The following is a 17971-nucleotide window of genomic DNA, read 5'->3' as shown; positions in this document are numbered from 1 at the left end:
CCCCCGGTTCAGGGGGCCTTGATCGAGGGGGTTACGCGACGCTGCGCAGGGCGTCGGCCGGGCGCATCCGGGAGGCGCGCCAGCCGCCCATCGCGCCGGCGATCAGACCGCCGGTTACCGCGAGGCCGACCGCAAGGGCGATGGTGGTCAGGGAGACGGGCGCGGAGAGCGCGATCTCCAGGGTGTTCTGGGAGGCCTGCTGGCCGGGACCGCCGCCGCCCGGGCCGCCGCCCGCGCCGCCACCGGTGCTGCCCACCTGGGCGGTGAGCTTCGGGCTGATCGCGGTGACCGCGTAGGCCGCACCGACACCGAGGGCGATGCCGAGGGCGCCGCCGATCAGGCCGTTGACCATGGACTCGCCGACGACCTGCCGGGTCACGTTGCGCGAGGGCCAGCCGAGCGCCTTCAGGGTGCCGAACTCACGCACCCGGCGGGACACCGCGGACGAGGTCAGCAGGGCCGCCACCAGGAAGGCCGCGACCAGCACCGCGATGGACAGCCACTTGCCGACGCTGGTCGCCAGGCTGGAGGCGGTGGAGAGGGAACCGGAGACGGTGGACGCCAGGTCGGCGGAGGTGGTGACCGTCGTACCGGAGATGTTGGCGGTGATCTCCTTCTTCACGGTGGAGATCTGCTTGGAGTCGGTCGCCTTGACGTAGATCGTGGTGACCTGGTTCTTGGCGTCGCCGAGGGTCTGCGCGACCTTCAGCGGGATGAACACGTCGGTGTCGGACTCGCTGCTGTCCGGGGTCGCGATGCCGATGACGGTGAACTTGGTGCTGGAGATCTTGAAGGTCGAGCCGACCTTGTACTTCTTCTCCTTGGCGTACGACTTGCTGACCACCGCGACCTTCGAGCTGGTCTGCGCGGAGGTGAAGGTCTTGCCCGAGGTGACCTTCATGGTGGAGAGGGGGCCGAGGCCCTGGTGGGCCACGTCGACGCCGGCCACGGAGTAGCTGTTGACGTTGAAGTTGGCGCCGCCGCCCTGGACCTGCGGCTGACCGGTGGAGGTGCCGCCGCCCGGCTGGCCCTGGCCGCCGCTGCTGCTGCCGCTGGTGGAGGACTTCGCCTTGCCCTGGGTGAAGGAGCCGTCGACCTTGGTGACGTTGAGGGAGAGCGCTCCGACCGCGCTCTCCACGCCCGTCTGGTCGGCGACCTTGGTGACCAGGGAGGACTTCAGGGCCTGACCGCCCTGGGTCTGCACCCGGTCCGAACTCTGCGTGGAGCTGCTGCTGGACTTGGCGTCGAACTTGAAGTTCGGGCCGCCGGAGCTGCCCGAGGTCGGCGCCGTACGGGCCTTGGTGACCGTCATGTCGGTCCCGAGGCCGTACAGCGACTTGAGGACCTTGTCCTGCGCCTGAGTCATGCCGGCCGACACCGAGTTGACCGTGATGACCAGCGCGATACCGAGCGCCAGACCCAGAGCGATGACCAGGGCCGCCTTCTTTCTGCGGCCAAGCTCGCGCTTGAGATAGATGCCAAACATCCCGTTCCTCGAAGGTTCTTGGCGCCCGCTGTGGACGCGAGCTCAAGTTAGGGAGGAACCTTTGAGCCACACTGGGTAAAACATGTGTCAGAGCTGAGAAACGGCGAGGTCTTAGCAAACTTTCATAAGACAGCAAATTCCTGGCCGGGCGAGGGGGTACTGCCAGGTAGCCCCGGTGGCCTGCGGTGTACGGTCCCGGGATGCGCGATTCCTCTCGGCTGACCCGGCGTGCCGCCCTCGGACTGACGGCCGCCGCTCTTCCCCTGTCCGCGGCGGCTCCCGCCTCGGCCGCCACGGCTTCGGCCGCCGCCGTCATAGGCGGCGAGCGGCTGGCCCGCGGCGGCATACAGGTGCGCGGTGCCACCGGCCTGCCGAAGAAGATCACCGCCCGCGCCTGGCTGCTCGCCGACTGTGACAGTGGCGAGGTGCTCGCCTCGTACCACGCGCACCGGCGGCTGGCGCCCGCCTCCACCCTGAAGATGCTGTTCGCCGACACCGTGCTGAAGAAGTTCGAGCGGACCGGGCGCTACAAGGTGAAGGACTCCGACATCTCCGACGTCCCGGCCGGCTCCAGCCTGGTCGGCATCAAGCCCGGCCTCACCTACACCGTCGAGCAGCTGTGGCAGGGCGTCTTCCTGCGCTCCGGCAACGACGCCGTGCACGTGCTCTCCCACATGAACGGCGGGATCGCGAAGACCGTCGCCGAGATGCAGGCCAAGGCGGCCGACCTGCAGGCCCTCGACACCCATGTGGTCAGCCCCGACGGCTTCGACCACCCGGGCCAGCTCTCGTCGGCCTACGACCTCACCCTCTTCGCCCGGCACGGGCTGAAGGACGACGACTTCCGCGGCTACTGCGGCACGCGGACCGCGAACTTCCCGGCCGGCGGCAAGAAGACCTTCCAGATCCAGAACACCGACCGCCTGCTCACGGGAGCCTGGGGACTCGATGTCTACAAGGGCCTGTTCGGTGTGAAGAACGGCTACACCAGTCACGCCGGCAACACCTTCACGGGCGGTGCCACCCGGGGCGGCCGCACCCTGCTGGTCACCGTGATGCACCCGGACCCCGGTACCAACGCCGTGTACGAGCAGACCGCCGCGCTGCTCGACTGGGGCTTCGGGAAGGGGGGTTCGGCGCAGTCGGTGGGCACGCTGGTCGATCCGCTCAGCGAGGGCGGGGCGAGCGCGAGTGCGTCGCCGTCGAAGGGCAAGGGGGCCGCGGGGGCGGCCGGGACCGGGGCGGCCGCCGGTTCTGGGTCTTCGGGACCGTCGCCGTGGCGGATCGCGGAGGGCGGGGCGACGACGCTCGCGCTGCTGGGCGCGGGCGCGGGGGCGTGGGCGCTGCGCCGACGGCGGCGGGCGGCCGGTGCCGCGGCTGCCCCCGACTCGGGTGACACCCCGGCGGGTTGACGTCACGCGGCAGCCGCTCCACCCACCGGTGCGTACCCGCGGTCCCGCGCGGGTCCACCCCCACCCCGGTCCGGTGGAACGGCTGCCGCCTCCCCCCTCGGTGTGGTCGACGGTCTGCGGAATGCCAGAGCCCCAACTGTGAAGTTCTGGTGGAGGAAAGTCGAGCATAGGCCCGTTACCGGCCGCAATACTGCGGACGTCTGAATTCCGCTTGTGCAGGTTGTGGATTGTCCGACTGAACGGCGGGTCAGCCCCGGCCCACGTACGGCATCGCCGTCGCCAGCACCGTCGCGAACTGCACGTTCGCCGCCAACGGCAGCCCGGCCATGTGCCGCACGGTCCGCGCCACGTCGGCCACGTCCATCACGGGTTCCGGGGCGATCTCCCCGTTCGCCTGCAGCGCGCCGGTCTGCATTCCGGCCGTCATGTCCGTCGCCGCGTTGCCGATGTCGATCTGCCCGACCGCGATGCCGTACGGCCGCCCGTCGAGGGACAGGGACTTGGTCAGTCCCGTGAGCGCGTGTTTGGTCGCGGTGTAGGCGACGGAGCGCGGGCGGGGCGTGTGCGCCGAGATGGACCCGTTGTTGATGATCCGCCCGCCCTGCGGCTCCTGCGCCTTCATCTGCCGGAACGCCGCCTGCGCGCACAGGAACGCCCCGTTGAGGTTGGTGTCCACGACGTGCCGCCACGCCTCGTACGGCAGGTCCTCCACGGCCACCCCGCCGGGCCCGAACGTCCCCGCGTTGTTGAACAGCAGGTCCACCCGCCCGAACCGGTCCACGGCCGCCGCGAACAGCCCGTCCACGTCCTCGGGCCGCGCCACGTCCGTGCGTACGGCGATCGAGGCGCCCTCGGGCACCAGCGCCGCCGTCTCCTCCAGCCTCGCCGGGCGCCGGCCGGCCAGCGCCACCGACCAGCCGGCCCGCAGCAGTTCCGTGGCCACGGCCCGCCCGATGCCGGAACCGGCGCCGGTGACCACGGCGATCTTTGGTTGCTTGGTGTTCATGGGGTCGCAGCGTAGGCGCTCCGCTGGGAGGGCCGCGTTGCGTCGTCGGTCGGGTGCGGCGCCGTGGGGGCTGGTCGCGCCCACGCGGCGGAGCCGCATATCAGATACAGCCCCGCGCCCCTGACGGGGCGCTTTCACTTCGGGGCGCTGGAAGAGTTCGGGGTGCTTTTACTTGGGGGGCGCTCTTACAGCTCGCCCGGGTAACGCACGCCGATCTGTTCGCGGAGGGTGTCCAGGGTGTGCATTACCGCGAGGGTGCCGTTCAGCGGTACGAGGGGGGATTCGGTCTCGCCGGCCCGCAGTGCGCGCATGACCTCCCGGGCCTCGTGGCGCAGGGTGTTGCGCGGTCCGTCGGCCGGGGCCAGGGCGAACTCCTCCGGGTCGCGGCCGTCGCGGTGCAGCACGAAGCGTTCGGGGTTGAAGAAGCCGTCCGGGACGTCGATGCGGCCGCGCGAACCGGTGACCGAGGCGGTGGTGCCGGTGCCGCCGACGATGGAGCAGTGCACCGACGCGAGAGCGCCGCTCTCCCAGGAGAGCAGTGCACCCGTCTGGAGATCGACGCCCTCGTCCGAGAGCACCGCTCGCGCCGACATCCCGTCCGGCTCGCCGAGCAGCAGGTGCGCGAACGACACCGGGTACACCCCCAGGTCGAGCAGTGCGCCCCCGGCCAGCGCCGGGTCCCGCAGCCGGTGCGCCGGCGGGAACGGGCCCTCCAGGCCGAAGTCCGCCTGCACCGTCCGGACCTCGCCGATCGCCCCGTCCGAGAGCAGCGACTTCAGCCGCCGCACCAGCGGGTTGCAGTACATCCACATCGCCTCCATCAGGAAGCGGTCGTGCTCCTTCGCCAGCGCGACGAGTTCCCCGGCCTCACGGCCGTTGACCGTGAACGCCTTCTCGCACAGCACGTTGCGCCCGGCCTCCAGGCACAGCCCGGCGGCCGCCCGGTGCGCCGAGTGCGGAGTGGCGACGTACACGATGTCGACGTCCTCGTCCCGGGCCAGCGACTCCCAGTCGCCGTACGCCCGCCCGATCCCGAACCGCTCGGCGAAGCCCGCCGCCGACTCCGGGGTCCGCGAGGCCACCGCCACGATCTCCGCATCGGGCAGATCGACCAGGTCCGCCGCGAACGCGGCCGCGATCCCGCCCGTCGCCAGGATCCCCCACCGCACGCTCTGCTCACCCATCCCGGCCGCCCACCCTCACTCGTGTGTTTCCCGGCAGTCTGTACGAGCTGAGAGCATATGCGGGGGCCGTCGGGATCCATCAAGAGCGGACCCGGCCGCGGGACCGACGAAGCGCCCGACGCGGACCGACGAAGGCCGACGAAGCGGCCGACGAAAACCGCGGGACCGACGAGAACCGCGAGGCCCGCGAAGTCCGCGAAGTCCGCGAGACGAAGAGACCTTACGAAGACGGGGGACACATGCCCGAGCAGCCGGCGCCGCCGACACCGGACGCCCAGGACACCGCCGTACCCGCCGCACCGCACCGCCCCGCCGCCTCGGCCGCCTACGCCGTCCCCGCCGCCCGCCGTACCGGCTTCCTGCTGGTCCTGCTCCTCGGCGGGCTCACCGCGACGCCCCCGCTGGCCATGGACATGTACCTCCCCTCCCTGCCGGAGGTCACCCGCTCCCTCGGCGCCCCCGCCGCGACCGTCCAGCTCACCCTCACCGCCTGCCTCGCCGGCATGGCCCTCGGCCAGCTCGTCGTCGGCCCGATGAGCGACCGCTGGGGCCGCCGCCGCCCGCTGCTGACCGGTCTCGCCGTCTACGTCGTCGCCACCGCCCTGTGCGCCGTCGCGCCGGACGTCGAGACCCTGGTCGCCTTCCGCCTCGCCCAGGGACTCGCGGGCGCGGCCGGCATCGTCATCGCGCGAGCCGTCGTACGCGACCTCTACGACGGGGTCGCCATGGCCCGCTTCTTCTCCACCCTGATGCTGGTCTCCGGGGTCGCCCCGGTCGTCGCCCCGCTGATCGGCGGGCAGATCCTGCGGGTGACGGACTGGCGGGGCGTCTTCGTCGTCCTCACGGTCGTCGGAGCGCTGCTCGCCGCGCTGGTCTGGGTGCGGCTCCCGGAGACCCTGCCGCCGGCCGGCCGGCACGCCGGGGGAGCGGCCACCGCCGTCCGCGCCATGCGCACCCTCCTCGCCGACCTCCCCTTCACCGGCTACATGCTCGCCGGCGGCTTCGCCTTCGCCGCGCTGTTCGCGTACATCAGCGCCTCGCCGTTCGTGATCCAGGAGATCTACGGCGCGTCCCCGCAGACCTTCTCCCTCCTCTTCGGCCTCAACTCGGTCGGCCTGGTGATCGTCGGGCAGGTCAACGGGAAGGTGCTGGTCGGCCGGGTCAGCCTGGACAAGGTGCTGGGCGCGGGCCTGGTCGTGACCGTGCTCGCCGCGACCGCCCTGCTCCTGATGTCGGCCGGGGTCTTCGGCCCGGTCGGGCTCGCCCCGGTCGCCGCCGCCCTCTTCGTGCTGATGTCCGCGATGGGCCTCACCCTCCCCAACGCCCAGTCGCTCGCCCTGCTGCGCACCCGGCACGCCGCCGGGTCCGCGTCCGCGCTGCTCGGGACCTCCTCGTTCCTCGTCGGCGCGGTCGCCTCGCCGCTGGTCGGGATCGCCGGGGAGAGAACCGCCGTGCCCATGGCGATCGTCCAACTGGCGGGGGCACTGGTGGCGCTGGCCTGCTTCGTGGGAATGTGCCGTCCCTGGGCAGCACGTGGGAACACCCGTGCGAGGGCGGAGGGAGCGGAGAGCTGAGCGTACCGAGACTGCGCGTCGACACACCGGAACGGGCCGGTCTCGACCCCGCGGAACTCAGACACCTCGTCCGCGAGGTGCGCGGCCTCACCATCGGCGAGCGGCCCTGGGCGGCCGGGGCCGTCGTGGTCGCCGGACGCGGACCCGTGATCGCCGTACAGGAGGCGGTCGGCTGGGCCGTGCGCTGTTCCGCGTACGACCCCGCGACCGACGCCGGTGTCGAACTCCTGCCCGCCGCCCGGGTCCCGGCGACCGTCGGCACCCCCTTCGACCTCGCCTCCCTCACCAAGCTGTTCACCGCGGTCGCCGCCGTACAGCAGCTGGAGCGCGGCACCCTCGGCATCGACGCCCGCGTCGGCGCCTACCTCCCCGACTTCCACGGGGCCGCCGCGCACGGCATCACCGTCCGCCAGCTCCTCACCCACACCTCGGGCCTGCGCCCCGAACTCCCGCTGTACGACTGCCCCGACGACGCGGCCCGTCTCGACCTGCTGCGCGCGGAGGGCCCGAGCAGCGCACCCGGCGCCTACCGCTACTCGGACCTCAACCTGCTCCTCCTCCAGCACGTCCTGGAACGGATCACCGGCCGCCCCCTCGACGTCCTGGTCCGCGACGGCATCACCCGTCCGCTGGGCATGACCGCCACCGACTTCGGCCCCTGCCCCGGGGCGGCGGCCACCGAGGACCAGCGGCGGCCGTGGGCCAAGGCCGACCGGGGGATGCTGCGGGGCGTCGTGCACGACGAGAACGCCTGGGCGCTGGGCGGGGTGGCCGGGCACGCCGGCCTCTTCTCCACCGCCCGGGACCTGGCGATCTTCTGCCGCGCGCTGCTCTCGGGCGGCGCGTACGGCCCCGCACGTATCCTCGGCCCCGACTTCGTGGACCTGCTGCTGGCCCCGCCCGGCCTGGGCTTCCTGGTGGACCAGCCGTGGTTCATGGGCGAACTGGCGGGACACGGCGCGGCGGGCCACACCGGCTTCACCGGGACGAGCCTGGTGCTGGACCGGGCGACGGACACGTTCCTGGTGCTGCTGGCCAACACGGTGCATCCGCGCCGCCGCCCCGGCGACAGCGCGCCCCGGGCCGCCGTGGCGACCCGCCTTGCCCGGGCTGTCCATACAATCGCCGGGTGAGTCACCCCACCCACCCCACCCCGCCGGCCGACCGGCTCCGCGCCGCCCTCTCCGACCTCCTCGACGGTCTGCCCCCGAAGCAGGCCGCCGGAGCCGTCGAGCGGCTGATCGCCAACTACCGCGGGGCCACCCCGACCGACGCGCCGATCCTGCGGGACCGGGCGGACGTGGTGGCGTACGCGGCGTACCGGATGCCGGCGACCTTCGAGGCGGTACGGTCCGCGCTGGCGGCGTTCGCCGACGCGGTGCCGGAGGGATGGGCGCCGGGGAGCCATGTGGACGTCGGCGGCGGGACGGGCGCGGCGACCTGGGCGGTGGCCGACACCTGGGCGGGCGCGCGGCCGGTGACGGTCCTCGACTGGGCCGAGCCGGCGCTGGCCCTCGGCCGGGAGATCGCCGCGGCGAACCCGGCCCTGCGGGAGGCGTCATGGCAGCGCTCTCGGATCGGAGCGGCGCTCACCATCGAGAGCACTGATCTCGTCACGGTGTCGTACGTCCTCAACGAGCTCGACGAGACCGGCCGTGCCGCCCTCGTCGCGGCCGCCGCGGCCGCCGCGCAGGCCGTCGTCCTCGTCGAGGCCGGCACGCCCGCCGGCTACGCCCGGATCATCGAGGCCCGGGACCGCCTGATCGCCGCCGGCTTCCACATCGCCGCGCCCTGCCCGCACAGCGCCGCCTGTCCGATCGTCCCCGGCACGGACTGGTGCCACTTCTCGGCCCGGGTCAGCCGCTCCTCCCTGCACCGCCAGGTCAAGGGCGGATCACTGCCCTACGAGGACGAGAAGTTCAGCTATGTGGCCGCCACCCGCTTCCCGCCCGCCCCGGCACCGGCACGGGTGGTCCGCCGCCCCCAGATCCGCAAGGGCCAGGTCCTGCTCGACCTGTGCGAGACCGACGAACAACTCCGCCGCACGACGGTCACCAAACGCCACGGCGACCTGTACAAGGCGGCCCGGGACGCGGACTGGGGAGATGCCTGGCCGCCGTTCGGCACCCAGGAGTGAACCCCTCTAACGCTCGCAACCTCCTATCGCTTTCGGGGCACATCTAACCTTCGTAATGCCCTCTCACCCTTGTGAGACACTCTCGCCCCTCGTACCCCCCTTCGCCCCCAGTTGGCCCCATAAGGCATCCTGGCCGGACCACAGCGAGGCGAGGCGATAGATGAGCGCGACCTTCGGCGGCCCGAGCGGCCGGCAGAGCAGACTCTCCCGGTGGCTCCGCGGGCGCCGCCCGAAGGAGGCGGCCGCCGCCGGCGACGCAGGCCGTGCGGACCTGTTGCTCGCCGCCGCCGCGAGGGGCCTCCCGCTGGCCCCCGCCGCGCATCCCGCGCCCGGCTACGGCTGCTCCTGCGACCGCGTCGGCTGCCCCACCCCGGCCCGGCACCCGGTGTCGTTCGCGTGGCAGACGCAGTCCACCACCGACCGCGCCCAGATCGAGCGCTGGGCCAGGCACCAGCCGCAGGCCAACTTCATCACCGCGACCGGCATGACCCACGACGTCCTGGACGTGCCCCTGGAGGCCGGCCGGCAGGCACTGGAACGACTGCTCGCGAACGGCGTCGAGGTCGGTCCCGTCGCCGAGAGCGACGACGGCCGCCTGCTCTTCTTCACCCTCACCCGCGGCACCCCCGAGGACGAGGACGAGTGGTGGCCCTGCGAGCTGGACTGCCACCCCGAGACCATGGACGAGCACCCGGGCCTGCGCTGGCACTGCCGGGGCTCCTATGTCCTGGTACCGCCCGCCCGGCTGCCCGGCGACGACGACCGCCGGGTGCACTGGGTACGCGGCCCCGAGCACGCGCTCCCCGACCCGCTGAGCCTGCTGGAGATCCTCACCGACGCGTGCGCCCGGTACGCGGGCGAAGAGGCCGACCAGGTGGGCGCCGCCTGGCCGCTCCGGCGCTGAGCGCTCCGCTGGAAGCGCCGGGTCGGGTTGTGCCGGGTCGTCGGATGTCTGCGGCGGCGTGGGGGCTGGTCGCGCCCACGCGGCGGTAGCCGCATGTCGGATACGGCCCCGCGCCCCTTCGGGGCGCTGTTCAGGAGGGCGCTGTTCAGGAACCCTGTGCCGAGGTCAGGCCCTGGATGCGTCCGAGGATCGAGACCTTCCCGGTGCCCGCCGGGTCCAGCGCGACCTGGTTGGAGACGAACTGCATCGTCAGCGACTGCTTGATCTCACCCTTGGTGAGCGCCGTGACGTCCTGGTTCGGTGTCGGCACGGAGGCGCCGGCGGCCGCGGTCTGCTTGGCGTAGTAGCGGGTGGTGAAGAACACCATCGCCCCGCCGTCGGCGGTCCGCAGCGCGAGCGGCGCGAAGTCGCCGTTGGTCAGCGGCTCGTCGATGTACTGGGTGGCGAGGCCCGGCTTGGTGGACTTCTCGCGGTCCGTGCGCCAGCCGCTGGTGTGCGCGCCGTCCGCGAAGACGGTGCCGCCGCTCTTCAGGTACGTGGCGTAGTCCTGGCTCAGGTCGCCCGGGGAGACGGCGAGTTGGGCGCTGTTCGCCGGGACGGCCTCGGCCCAGCCGTCCTTGTCGGTGGTGAACTTCGGTACGGCGTCCGGCGCGACCAGCGTCAGATACGCCACCTGGAACGGCTCGGAGAGGCTGTTGCGGGTGAAGACCAGCAGCCAGCGTTCGTCGCCGCCCTTGTTGCCGTGCGCGTCCGCGACGAACCAGCGCGGCCAGCCGGCCTTCTTCGGGATGGTGTACGTGACGTCGTCGAACTCCAGTGGCGAGTGGCCGGAGTTGCCGCCCGGGCTGTTGACGTGCCCGGCCTTCAGGCGCGCGGAGTCGATGTCGGCGAGGGCGCCGGTCGTGTAGTCCGCGTCCAGGGAACCGTCGTAGGCCTTGTCGGCCTTGTTGTAGGCGTTCGTGAACTGCTTGAGCGCCTTGGCGGCCTCGGCGCGGGTGGTGGCGGGGAGCACCTCGCGCTCCCCGTGCACCACCACGCAGCCGCTCGCCGTCAGCGACAGGGCGGTCAGTGAGACCGCCATGAGCGCGTTCCGATCACGCCTGCGGAGCCTGCGGCGCCGTAGCGGACCGCGATCCCTGGTCGTCAGGTGCGTCATCAGGTGCCTTCACCTTCCCCTTCCCGGAGCCGAACCCTATCGGGGCGAAGAAGAGGGCGAGCGTCGGGACCAGGTACAGCAGCCACACCGTGACCTGGAGCACGGTCGGGTCCGGCTGGAAGTTGAAGACGCCCTTCAGCAGGGTCCCGTACCAGCTGTCCGGCGGGATGGTGCCGCTGATGTCGAAGGCCTGGTTGGTCAGGCCCGGGATCCAGTCGGCCTCCTGGAGGTCGTGGAAGCCGTAGGCCAGCACGCCCGCCGCGACCACGACCAGCATGCCGCCGGTCCAGGTGAAGAACTTCGCGAGGTTGATCCGCAGGGCACCCCGGTAGAACAGCCAGCCGAGGAACACGGCGCTGGCCAGGCCGAGCGCCACGCCGACCAGGGGGCGCGGGGTGCCGTCGCTGGCCGCGTGCACGGAAGCCCACACGAACAGCGCGGTCTCAAGGCCCTCCCTGCCCACGGCCAGGAAGGCCGTGGCGACCAGCGCGCCCGTGCCCATCGCGAGGGCCGCGTCCAGCTTGCCGTGCAGCTCCGCCTTCAGATGCCGGGCGGTGCGCCGCATCCAGAACACCATCCACGTCACCAGGCCCACCGCGACGATCGACAGCGACCCGCCGAGCGCCTCCTGCGCCTGGAACGTCAGTTCCTGCGAACCGAATTCGAGCGCGCACCCGAAGCCCATGGCGATCAGCACCGCCACCGCGATGCCGATCCAGATCGGCTTCAGGGCGTCCGTGCGCCCGGTCTTGACCAGATAGGCGATGAGGATGCAGACGACGAGCGATGCCTCAAGGCCTTCCCGCAGCCCGATCAGGTAGTTGGAGAACACGGATCACGCCCCCTTGGAGGACTCGGACGACTCGGACGACTCGGAGAACAGCGTCCGGCCCCACCAGTCGTCCTTGTCCCGGACGCCGGGCGGGACCGCGAAGACCGCCGAACCCACGTGCTGGATGTACTCGTTGAGCGCGTCGGACGCCGACAGCCTGCGCTGGAGCGGGATGAACCCCTTGCGGACGTCACGCATGTAGGCCAGGAAGAACAGCCCGGCGTCGAGCCGCCCGAGCCCGTCCGTCCCGTCGGTGAACGAATACCCCCGGCGCAGGATGGTGATCCCGCCGTTGGAGTCCGGGTGCGCGAGCCGCACATGGGCATCGGGCTTCATGGCCTTCAGGAACGGCGCGTCGTGCTCCTTGGCCTTGCCGACCGGGGCGCCCTCGCCCTTGTCCCGCCCGAAGACGTCCTCCTGCTCCTGGAGCGAAGTCCGGTCCCAGGTCTCGATGTTCATCCGGATCCGCCGCGCGACGAGGTACGACCCGCCGCTCATCCACCCCGGCCCGTCCCCGTCCCCGGCCCAGACGAACTTCTTCAGGCGGTCGGTCTCGGTCCCCGCGATGTTGCGGGTGCCGTCCTTGAACCCCATGAGATTGCGGGGCGTCTGCGCGTCCGGGGTCGTCGACGAGGTCTTCCCGAAGCCGAGCTGGGACCACCGGATGGCGACCTTGCCGAAGCCGATCCGGGCGAGGTTGCGGATGGCGTGCACGGCGACCTGCGGATCGTCGGCGCAGGCCTGGATGCAGAGGTCACCGCCGGTGCGGGCCGGGTCGAGGTTGTCGCCGGGGAACCCGGGCAGATCGACGAGCGCGGCCGGCCGCTGCCCGCCGAGCCCGAACTTCTCGAAGAGGGCCGGCCCGAAGCCGATCGTCAGCGTCAGCCGGGACGGCTTGAGCCCGAGGGCCTCACCGGTGTCGTCCGGCGGTGCCTCGGCGAGCCCGCCGTACGCGCCCTCGCCGACGGCCTTGCCCGCGGTCATCCGCCGGGCCGCGGCCGTCCAGTCCTTCAGCAGCTGCACGAGCTCGGCCCGGTCGTCGGTCTTCACGTCGAACGCGGCGAAGTGCAGCCGGTCCTGGACGGGCGTGGCGATCCCGGCCTGGTGGGCGCCGTGGAACGGGACGGCGGCTCCGGTGTCGGCGGCGACCGGGGCGACGTCGTCGCCGGCCTCGGCCATCGCCGCCGCGCCCCCGGCCACGGCGGCCCCGAGCGCGAGCCCGGCCCCGCCCCAGCCGATCAGTGCCCGACGCGAGGGATTGGTGTTCTCACCCATGTCCCGCCCCCTACTTGACCACGGCCGCGGCGAGCTTGGACAGCGGCTCCGCGAGGGCGTTGACCGCGTCCGACAGCTCCTTGCGCTGCGCCTCGGTGACCGTGTCGTACGAGACGAAGCCGTCGGAGGTCTTGTCCGTGCGGTACTTGTCGAGGAGCGCGTCCAGCGCGGCGAACTGCTTGTCGAGTTCGGTGGTGAGGGCCGCGTCGTTCTTCTGGGCGACCGGCTTGAGCAGCTCGTAGGCCTTCTGCGCGCCGTCGACGTTGGCCTTGAAGTCGCTCAGGTCGGTGTGCGAGTAGCGGTCCTCCTCGCCGGTGACCTTGCCGGTGGCGACCTCGTCGAGGAGTTCCTTGGCGCCGTTGGCCATGGAGGTCGGGGTGATCTCGGCCTTGCCGACCCGCTTCTGCCAGTCCTTCAGATCGGTGAGCAGCTCATCGGCGAGGGCCTGCTGCTCGGCACCGGCCTTCTTGTCCACCCACAGCGCCTTCTCCAGCGCGTGCCAGCCGGTCCACTTCTGGCCCTTCTCCAGGTCGTTGACGCGGGTGTCGGTCTTGGGGTCGATGTCCCCGAACGACTCGGCGATCGGCTCGGTGGTCTCCCAGCCGACCCGGGAGGGGGCGTAGGCGTCCTTGGCGGCGTCGATGTCGCCGGCCTTGACGGCGTTGACGAACGTCTCCACCTTCGGGATCGTCGCGTCGGCCTGCTCCTGCGCGTACTCGCGGTAGGCGGCGACGGCCGCGTCCAGCTTCGGGTCGCGCTTGGCGACCGTACCGCCGGTGACGGTCAGCTTCTGCCGTACGCCGTGCCCCTTCATCCCGGGCCGGCAGGCTATTTCGTACGATCCCGCCTTCACCTCGGCGGTCAGCGTGTACTTCGTCCCCGGGCCGATGTTCTCCTTCTCCGACACGATCCGGTCGTCCGGGAAGAGGATCTCGACCTCGGTGGCCTTGGAGCCCGTGTTCTCGATGGCGAGCGTGACGTGCCCCGCCGGAACGGACTTGGTGGACGTCTCGCACTTCGAGTCGGCGGCGGTGACCTGGATCGCGTCGTCGCCCTTGGCGTCGCTCTTCGCCGTGCAGGCCGAGAGGGCGGTCAAGGCGGCCACGGTGGCGGCGGCGGTGACGGTGAGTCGGACGGCACGCATGCAGGCTCCAAGCGGGGATGGTGTGGTGAGGCTGGCCTAACTTACCTGAGGCTTACCTCACTCATACCCGTCCGGGTGGTGATTCACCAGGCACAGAAAGATCACAGACACGGCTTGATATCAACGGCTCAAAACGAACACCAAGGTATGGTAAATGACCGGTCAAGGGATACGCCTCGGCGTGACGACGGCAACTCCCGTCCGCCGGCGCGGGTGTCGTACCGAGGCGTGATTCCCCGCCGGGCGCGGACGGGCGCCCCACCTGGGACGACCCGCCCGCCGCCGTGAATGCTTGAATGCCGGAGTGACTGATTACGACGTGCTGCGTGTCTTCTGCGCGGCGAACGGCGGATACGGCAACGAGCTCGGGGTCGTCCGGGACGGCTCCGTGCTGCCCGCGCGGGAGGACCGGCAGGCGCTGGCGGCGAAGCTCGGGTTCAGCGAGACCGTGTTCGTGGACGACCCCGAGCGCGGGGCCATCGACATCTACACCCCCACCCTGCGGCTGCCGTTCGCCGGCCACCCCTGCGTCGGCACGGCCTGGCTGCTGGACGTGCCCGAACTGGTCACCCCGGCCGGTGTGGTGGGCGCCCGCCTTGACGGGGAGTTCAGCTGGATCGAGGCGCTCCCGGAGTGGGCCCCGCCGCGCACCCTGCGCCGGTACGCCAGGGCCGCCGAGGTCGACGCGCTGCCGGTGCCGCCGCCGGGGGAGTGGGTCTACGCCTGGGCGTGGGAGGACGAGTCGGCCGGGCGGGTCCGCGCCCGCGCCTTCCCCGGCCGGGACGACGGCATCGACGAGGACGAGGCGACCGGCGCGGCTGCGCTGCTGCTCACCGCGGAGCTGGGCCGGGCCCTGAACATCACCCAGGGCAGGGGCTCGCAGATCCTGACCGCACCCCAGCCCTACGGCTGGGTGGAGATCGGCGGACGGGTCCTCCTGGAGGGCGAGGAGAAGCAGCCGCGGGCCGACCGCTGGTGATCAGCCGGTGATCAGCCGGTGACCGACTTCTCCTGCCGGCCGCGCCGCAGGTAGTACCAGGTCATGTTGGACGACAGCCCGGTCAGCAGCACCCAGACGACGCCGATCGCCCAGCTGCCCTGGACGAAGGAGACGACGGCGGCGACGACGGCGAGGACGCAGACGATCAGGGCGTAGAGGGCGAGGCGGGGCATGAGGTCGCTTTCCTGACGAGTGCGGGGACACTGCTGGCGCCCACCAGTGTCCCCCATCCGCTCAGACGTCCGTGACGCGGAGCCCGGCGTGTGCCTTGTAGCGGCGGTTGACCGAGATCAGGTTCGCGACCAGGGACTCCACCTGGTGGGCGTTGCGCAGCCGCCCCGCGAAGACGCCGCGCATCCCGGGGATGCGCCCGGCCAGCGCCTGCACGGGCTCCACGTCGGCCCGCACCTCGCCGAGCACCATCACATCGGTGTCGATCTCCTCGATCTCCGGGTCCTGGAGAAGCACGGCGGAGAGGTGGTGGAAGGCGGCCGTGACCCGGGAGTCCGGCAGCAGCACCGCGGCCTGCTCCGCCGCACTGCCCTCCTCCGGCTTGAGCGCGTAGGCGCCCTTCTTGTCGAAGCCGAGCGGGTTGACACAGTCCACGACCAGCTTGCCGGCCAGTTCCTCGCGCAGTGACTCCAGCGTCTTGCCGTGCCCGTCCCACGGTACGGCGACGATCACGAGGTCGCTGCGGCGCGCGCACTCGGCGTTGTCGGCGCCCTCGACACCGTGACCGAGCTCGTCGGCGGCGGCCTGTGCGCGCTCGGCGGCCCGGGAGCCGATGATCACCTTCTGGCCGGCCCGGGCCAGCCGGTAGGCGAGGCCCTTGCCCTGCGGGCCGGTGCCGCCGAGCACCCCCACGACCAGACCGGAGACGTCGGGCAGGTCCCAGGGATCCTTGGCGGGGGCCTTCTCGGCCGTCGGCTGCTGTGCACTGTCGGTAGAGGTCATGGGCCGACTCTACGTCCGGGCCGGCGGCCGTACCCGGTCAGGTTCGGTCAGGTGAGCCGGTTCACGGGCACCCGGCGGAAGGTGATCGTCGAGTACGCGCTGAAGTCCCCGGTCTCGTACAGGAGACCGACGGTGGCCGCGTCGATCCGGGTCAGGTCGGAGTAGGCGGCGGGCAGTCCGTCCACGGTGTACACGGACCGCCAGGTGGTACCGCCGTCGACGGAGGCGCGGATCGTCATCAGGGCACGGCTCGCCGGATCGCCCGGCCCGGAGTACAGCAGCACGTCCGGGTCGCGGAGTTGGAGGACGCTGGCCTCGCAGACGGGGGCGGTGAGCCCGGCCTGCGGCCGGAAGGGCTTCACGAGCGTGCGCCCGCCGTCCGCCGAGTGGGCGTCGGCCCGGTTGCCGGGGGCCGGCGAGTCGTTGCGCGTGTTGAAGTAGACGCGCCCGTCGGGCAGTTCGGCGGCGGTGGTCTCGTTGGCGTTGATGTACCCGTTGGTGTTCTCGTCGAGGTAGCCGAGGTACCAGGTCTCCCCGTGGTCGTCGCTGAGCAGGCAGTGCCCGCTGTTGTACTTGCCCTCGGTGCCGTTGTCCGTGCCGGTGGGCGGCAGGGTGTGGTTGGCGGCCACGACGACGCGTCCCGAGCGCAGCTGGATGGCGTGCCCGGGCGTGGTGGCGTACCACCGCCACCCGGCCTTCTTCACCGACTTGGTGATCTCCTTCGGCGCGGACCAGGTCACCCCGTCGTCGTCACTGTGCTGCACCCACACCCGGCGCCCGTCGGCGTCCGACACCTGCCCGCGCAGGATGGCGTCCTCGGTGGCGGTGGCTGCGCTGCGGACGTGCACGAGCAGGATGCGGCCGGTGTCGAGGACGACGGGCGCGGGGTTACCGGCGAGATCGGCCCCATTACTGGCGGCGACCTGGAGCGCCCCCCAGGTGCGCCCGCCGTCCCCGGACCTCTTCAGCACCACGTCGATGTGCCCGTAGTCGGCGCCGGAGTTGACTCTCCCCTCGCAGAAGGCGAGCACGGTACCCGCCCGGGAGACCACCACCGCCGGGATCCGGAAACTGGCGTAGCCCTCGTTGCCCGCGCGAAAGGGAATGCTTGCTTCTACGTCGCTCATGGGCCGCCTTCTCCCCGGTTCGGGCGAATTCGGGGTGAACTCCGCGTCACGAGTGTCCGATTGCGGCAGTATGCGGGGGCATGGACGCCGTACGGGTCGCGTTGTTGCGCGAAGTGCTCGCCGGAACCGAGTGGTTGAGCGCCACGCGGAGATTCGCGGGGGCCCTTCGGGGTTCGGTGGTGACCCACGGCGGCGGACTGCTCCTCCTCGGCACCCCGGACTACGAGCCGTGGCATCTCGCCGCGCACCTGGTGGACGAGGCGGCGTGGTCCGGTACGCCGGAACTGGCGCCGACCCTCGTACGGCACGACGCCCGCCCCAGCGACCCGGCACACCTCGCGGTCGGCCCCGGCCGCATCGAGACGGCCCGCCGCGGCGAGACGCTGCTGGTGGTGGCGCCGGGGGACGCGGAAGCGGTGCTGGAGCGGGTCCATACGGCCCGCCGGGCCGGGGTGACGGTCCTGACCCTGTCCACCACCGCCGACGACGCACTCACCGCGATGGCCCACGAGACCCTCACCGTCCCCGAGGCCGCGGAACTGGACCTGGACACGGTCCAGCACCTGGTCAGCGCCGCGGCAGGAGAGAACGGCCCTTCGCCGAAGGGGCGCCGACGCTTCCGCGACCGCCTCGCCGACCTGGCGGAGACGGTGATGGCCCCGCCGCCGACCTCCTGGTGATTTCCCGCCCACCCACCCGACTCGCTCAGTCAACTGCCTTCGGCAGCACCGCGGAATGGCGGGGGCCTCGGCCACGGATGTCGGCTGCGGGCGCGTGGGG

General features: G+C 71.9%; 17 protein-coding genes. 7 read left to right on the top strand and 10 right to left on the bottom strand.

The window, feature by feature from the left end; all coding sequences use genetic code 11:
* Window positions 1–31: 31 nt before the first annotated feature.
* Entirely contained in the window at window positions 32–1486 is a 1455-nt protein-coding gene (locus ACFWPS_RS06485) for an ABC transporter permease (RefSeq protein ID WP_383701699.1), read from the bottom strand.
* Between the two features lie 200 nt (window positions 1487–1686).
* Here ACFWPS_RS06485 and ACFWPS_RS06480 point away from each other — a divergent pair, with 200 nt between their 5' ends.
* Window positions 1687–2898, top strand: coding sequence for a D-alanyl-D-alanine carboxypeptidase family protein (locus ACFWPS_RS06480; RefSeq protein WP_383701696.1), 1212 nt, complete (start codon window positions 1687–1689; stop codon window positions 2896–2898).
* Window positions 2899–3145: 247 nt separating this feature from the next.
* Here ACFWPS_RS06480 and ACFWPS_RS06475 read toward each other — a convergent pair whose 3' ends face one another.
* A complete protein-coding gene (locus ACFWPS_RS06475) occupies window positions 3146–3904 on the bottom strand; it encodes an SDR family oxidoreductase (RefSeq protein ID WP_383701694.1) in 759 nt (252 codons plus the stop codon).
* A gap of 185 nt (window positions 3905–4089) precedes the next feature.
* Window positions 4090–5088 (bottom strand): Gfo/Idh/MocA family protein, encoded by a 999-nt coding sequence (locus tag ACFWPS_RS06470; RefSeq protein ID WP_383701692.1) that lies wholly within the window; start codon window positions 5086–5088, stop codon window positions 4090–4092.
* A 239-nt stretch (window positions 5089–5327) separates the two neighbouring features.
* Here ACFWPS_RS06470 and ACFWPS_RS06465 point away from each other — a divergent pair, with 239 nt between their 5' ends.
* The 4 genes from ACFWPS_RS06465 (at window position 5328) to ACFWPS_RS06450 (ending at window position 9703) form a co-directional block, all read left to right on the top strand.
* Window positions 5328–6662, top strand: coding sequence for a multidrug effflux MFS transporter (locus ACFWPS_RS06465; protein ID WP_383701690.1), 1335 nt, complete (start codon window positions 5328–5330; stop codon window positions 6660–6662).
* Window positions 6602–7795 carry a serine hydrolase domain-containing protein gene (locus tag ACFWPS_RS06460; protein ID WP_383701688.1) on the top strand — a complete coding sequence of 398 codons (1194 nt, stop codon included), beginning with the start codon at window positions 6602–6604 and terminating at the stop codon, window positions 7793–7795. Before ACFWPS_RS06465 ends, ACFWPS_RS06460 begins: the two co-directional genes overlap by 61 nt.
* Window positions 7792–8799: a small ribosomal subunit Rsm22 family protein gene (locus ACFWPS_RS06455; RefSeq protein WP_383701686.1), complete on the top strand. Its 1008-nt coding sequence runs from the start codon at window positions 7792–7794 to the stop codon at window positions 8797–8799. Before ACFWPS_RS06460 ends, ACFWPS_RS06455 begins: the two co-directional genes overlap by 4 nt.
* A gap of 160 nt (window positions 8800–8959) precedes the next feature.
* Window positions 8960–9703 (top strand): bifunctional DNA primase/polymerase, encoded by a 744-nt coding sequence (locus ACFWPS_RS06450; protein ID WP_383701684.1) that lies wholly within the window; start codon window positions 8960–8962, stop codon window positions 9701–9703.
* Window positions 9704–9848: 145 nt separating this feature from the next.
* On the opposite strand, the gene ACFWPS_RS06445 is transcribed toward ACFWPS_RS06450, so the two are convergent.
* The 4 genes from ACFWPS_RS06445 to efeO are packed head-to-tail and all read right to left on the bottom strand — an operon-like array spanning window position 9849 to window position 14110.
* Entirely contained in the window at window positions 9849–10784 is a 936-nt protein-coding gene (locus ACFWPS_RS06445; RefSeq protein ID WP_383701682.1) for a hypothetical protein, read from the bottom strand.
* A 13-nt stretch (window positions 10785–10797) separates the two neighbouring features.
* Complete coding sequence (gene efeU / locus ACFWPS_RS06440; RefSeq protein WP_383701680.1) at window positions 10798–11691, bottom strand: iron uptake transporter permease EfeU; 894 nt, start codon at window positions 11689–11691, stop codon at window positions 10798–10800.
* Between the two features lie 3 nt (window positions 11692–11694).
* Window positions 11695–12966, bottom strand: a complete 1272-nt coding sequence (efeB, locus tag ACFWPS_RS06435) for an iron uptake transporter deferrochelatase/peroxidase subunit (RefSeq protein WP_383701678.1) — start codon at window positions 12964–12966, stop codon at window positions 11695–11697.
* Window positions 12967–12976: 10 nt separating this feature from the next.
* A complete protein-coding gene (efeO, locus tag ACFWPS_RS06430; RefSeq protein WP_383701676.1) occupies window positions 12977–14110 on the bottom strand; it encodes an iron uptake system protein EfeO in 1134 nt (377 codons plus the stop codon).
* Window positions 14111–14414: 304 nt separating this feature from the next.
* On the opposite strand from efeO, the gene ACFWPS_RS06425 reads away from it, so the two are divergent.
* Entirely contained in the window at window positions 14415–15089 is a 675-nt protein-coding gene (locus tag ACFWPS_RS06425) for a PhzF family phenazine biosynthesis protein (protein ID WP_383701674.1), read from the top strand.
* Between the two features lie 11 nt (window positions 15090–15100).
* Here the strand turns inward: ACFWPS_RS06425 and ACFWPS_RS06420 are convergent, their stop codons facing one another.
* The 3 genes from ACFWPS_RS06420 to ACFWPS_RS06410 are packed head-to-tail and all read right to left on the bottom strand — an operon-like array spanning window position 15101 to window position 17191.
* The gene (locus ACFWPS_RS06420; RefSeq protein WP_383701672.1) at window positions 15101–15340 is read right to left on the bottom strand and encodes a hypothetical protein; all 240 of its coding nucleotides are present in this window, start codon (window positions 15338–15340) and stop codon (window positions 15101–15103) included.
* A gap of 4 nt (window positions 15341–15344) precedes the next feature.
* A complete protein-coding gene (gene npdG / locus ACFWPS_RS06415; protein ID WP_383701670.1) occupies window positions 15345–16064 on the bottom strand; it encodes an NADPH-dependent F420 reductase in 720 nt (239 codons plus the stop codon).
* A gap of 47 nt (window positions 16065–16111) precedes the next feature.
* The gene (locus ACFWPS_RS06410; protein ID WP_383701668.1) at window positions 16112–17191 is read right to left on the bottom strand and encodes an exo-alpha-sialidase; all 1080 of its coding nucleotides are present in this window, start codon (window positions 17189–17191) and stop codon (window positions 16112–16114) included.
* A gap of 80 nt (window positions 17192–17271) precedes the next feature.
* Here ACFWPS_RS06410 and ACFWPS_RS06405 point away from each other — a divergent pair, with 80 nt between their 5' ends.
* Window positions 17272–17871: a hypothetical protein gene (locus ACFWPS_RS06405; RefSeq protein ID WP_383701666.1), complete on the top strand. Its 600-nt coding sequence runs from the start codon at window positions 17272–17274 to the stop codon at window positions 17869–17871.
* The last annotated feature ends 100 nt before the right edge of the window (window positions 17872–17971 follow it).

This window comes from Streptomyces sp. NPDC058457, assembly GCF_042720695.1.
Classification (GTDB): domain Bacteria; phylum Actinomycetota; class Actinomycetes; order Streptomycetales; family Streptomycetaceae; genus Streptomyces.
Note: the sequence above shows the minus strand (reverse complement) of the source record. Positions and strands in the feature narration are given on the sequence as shown.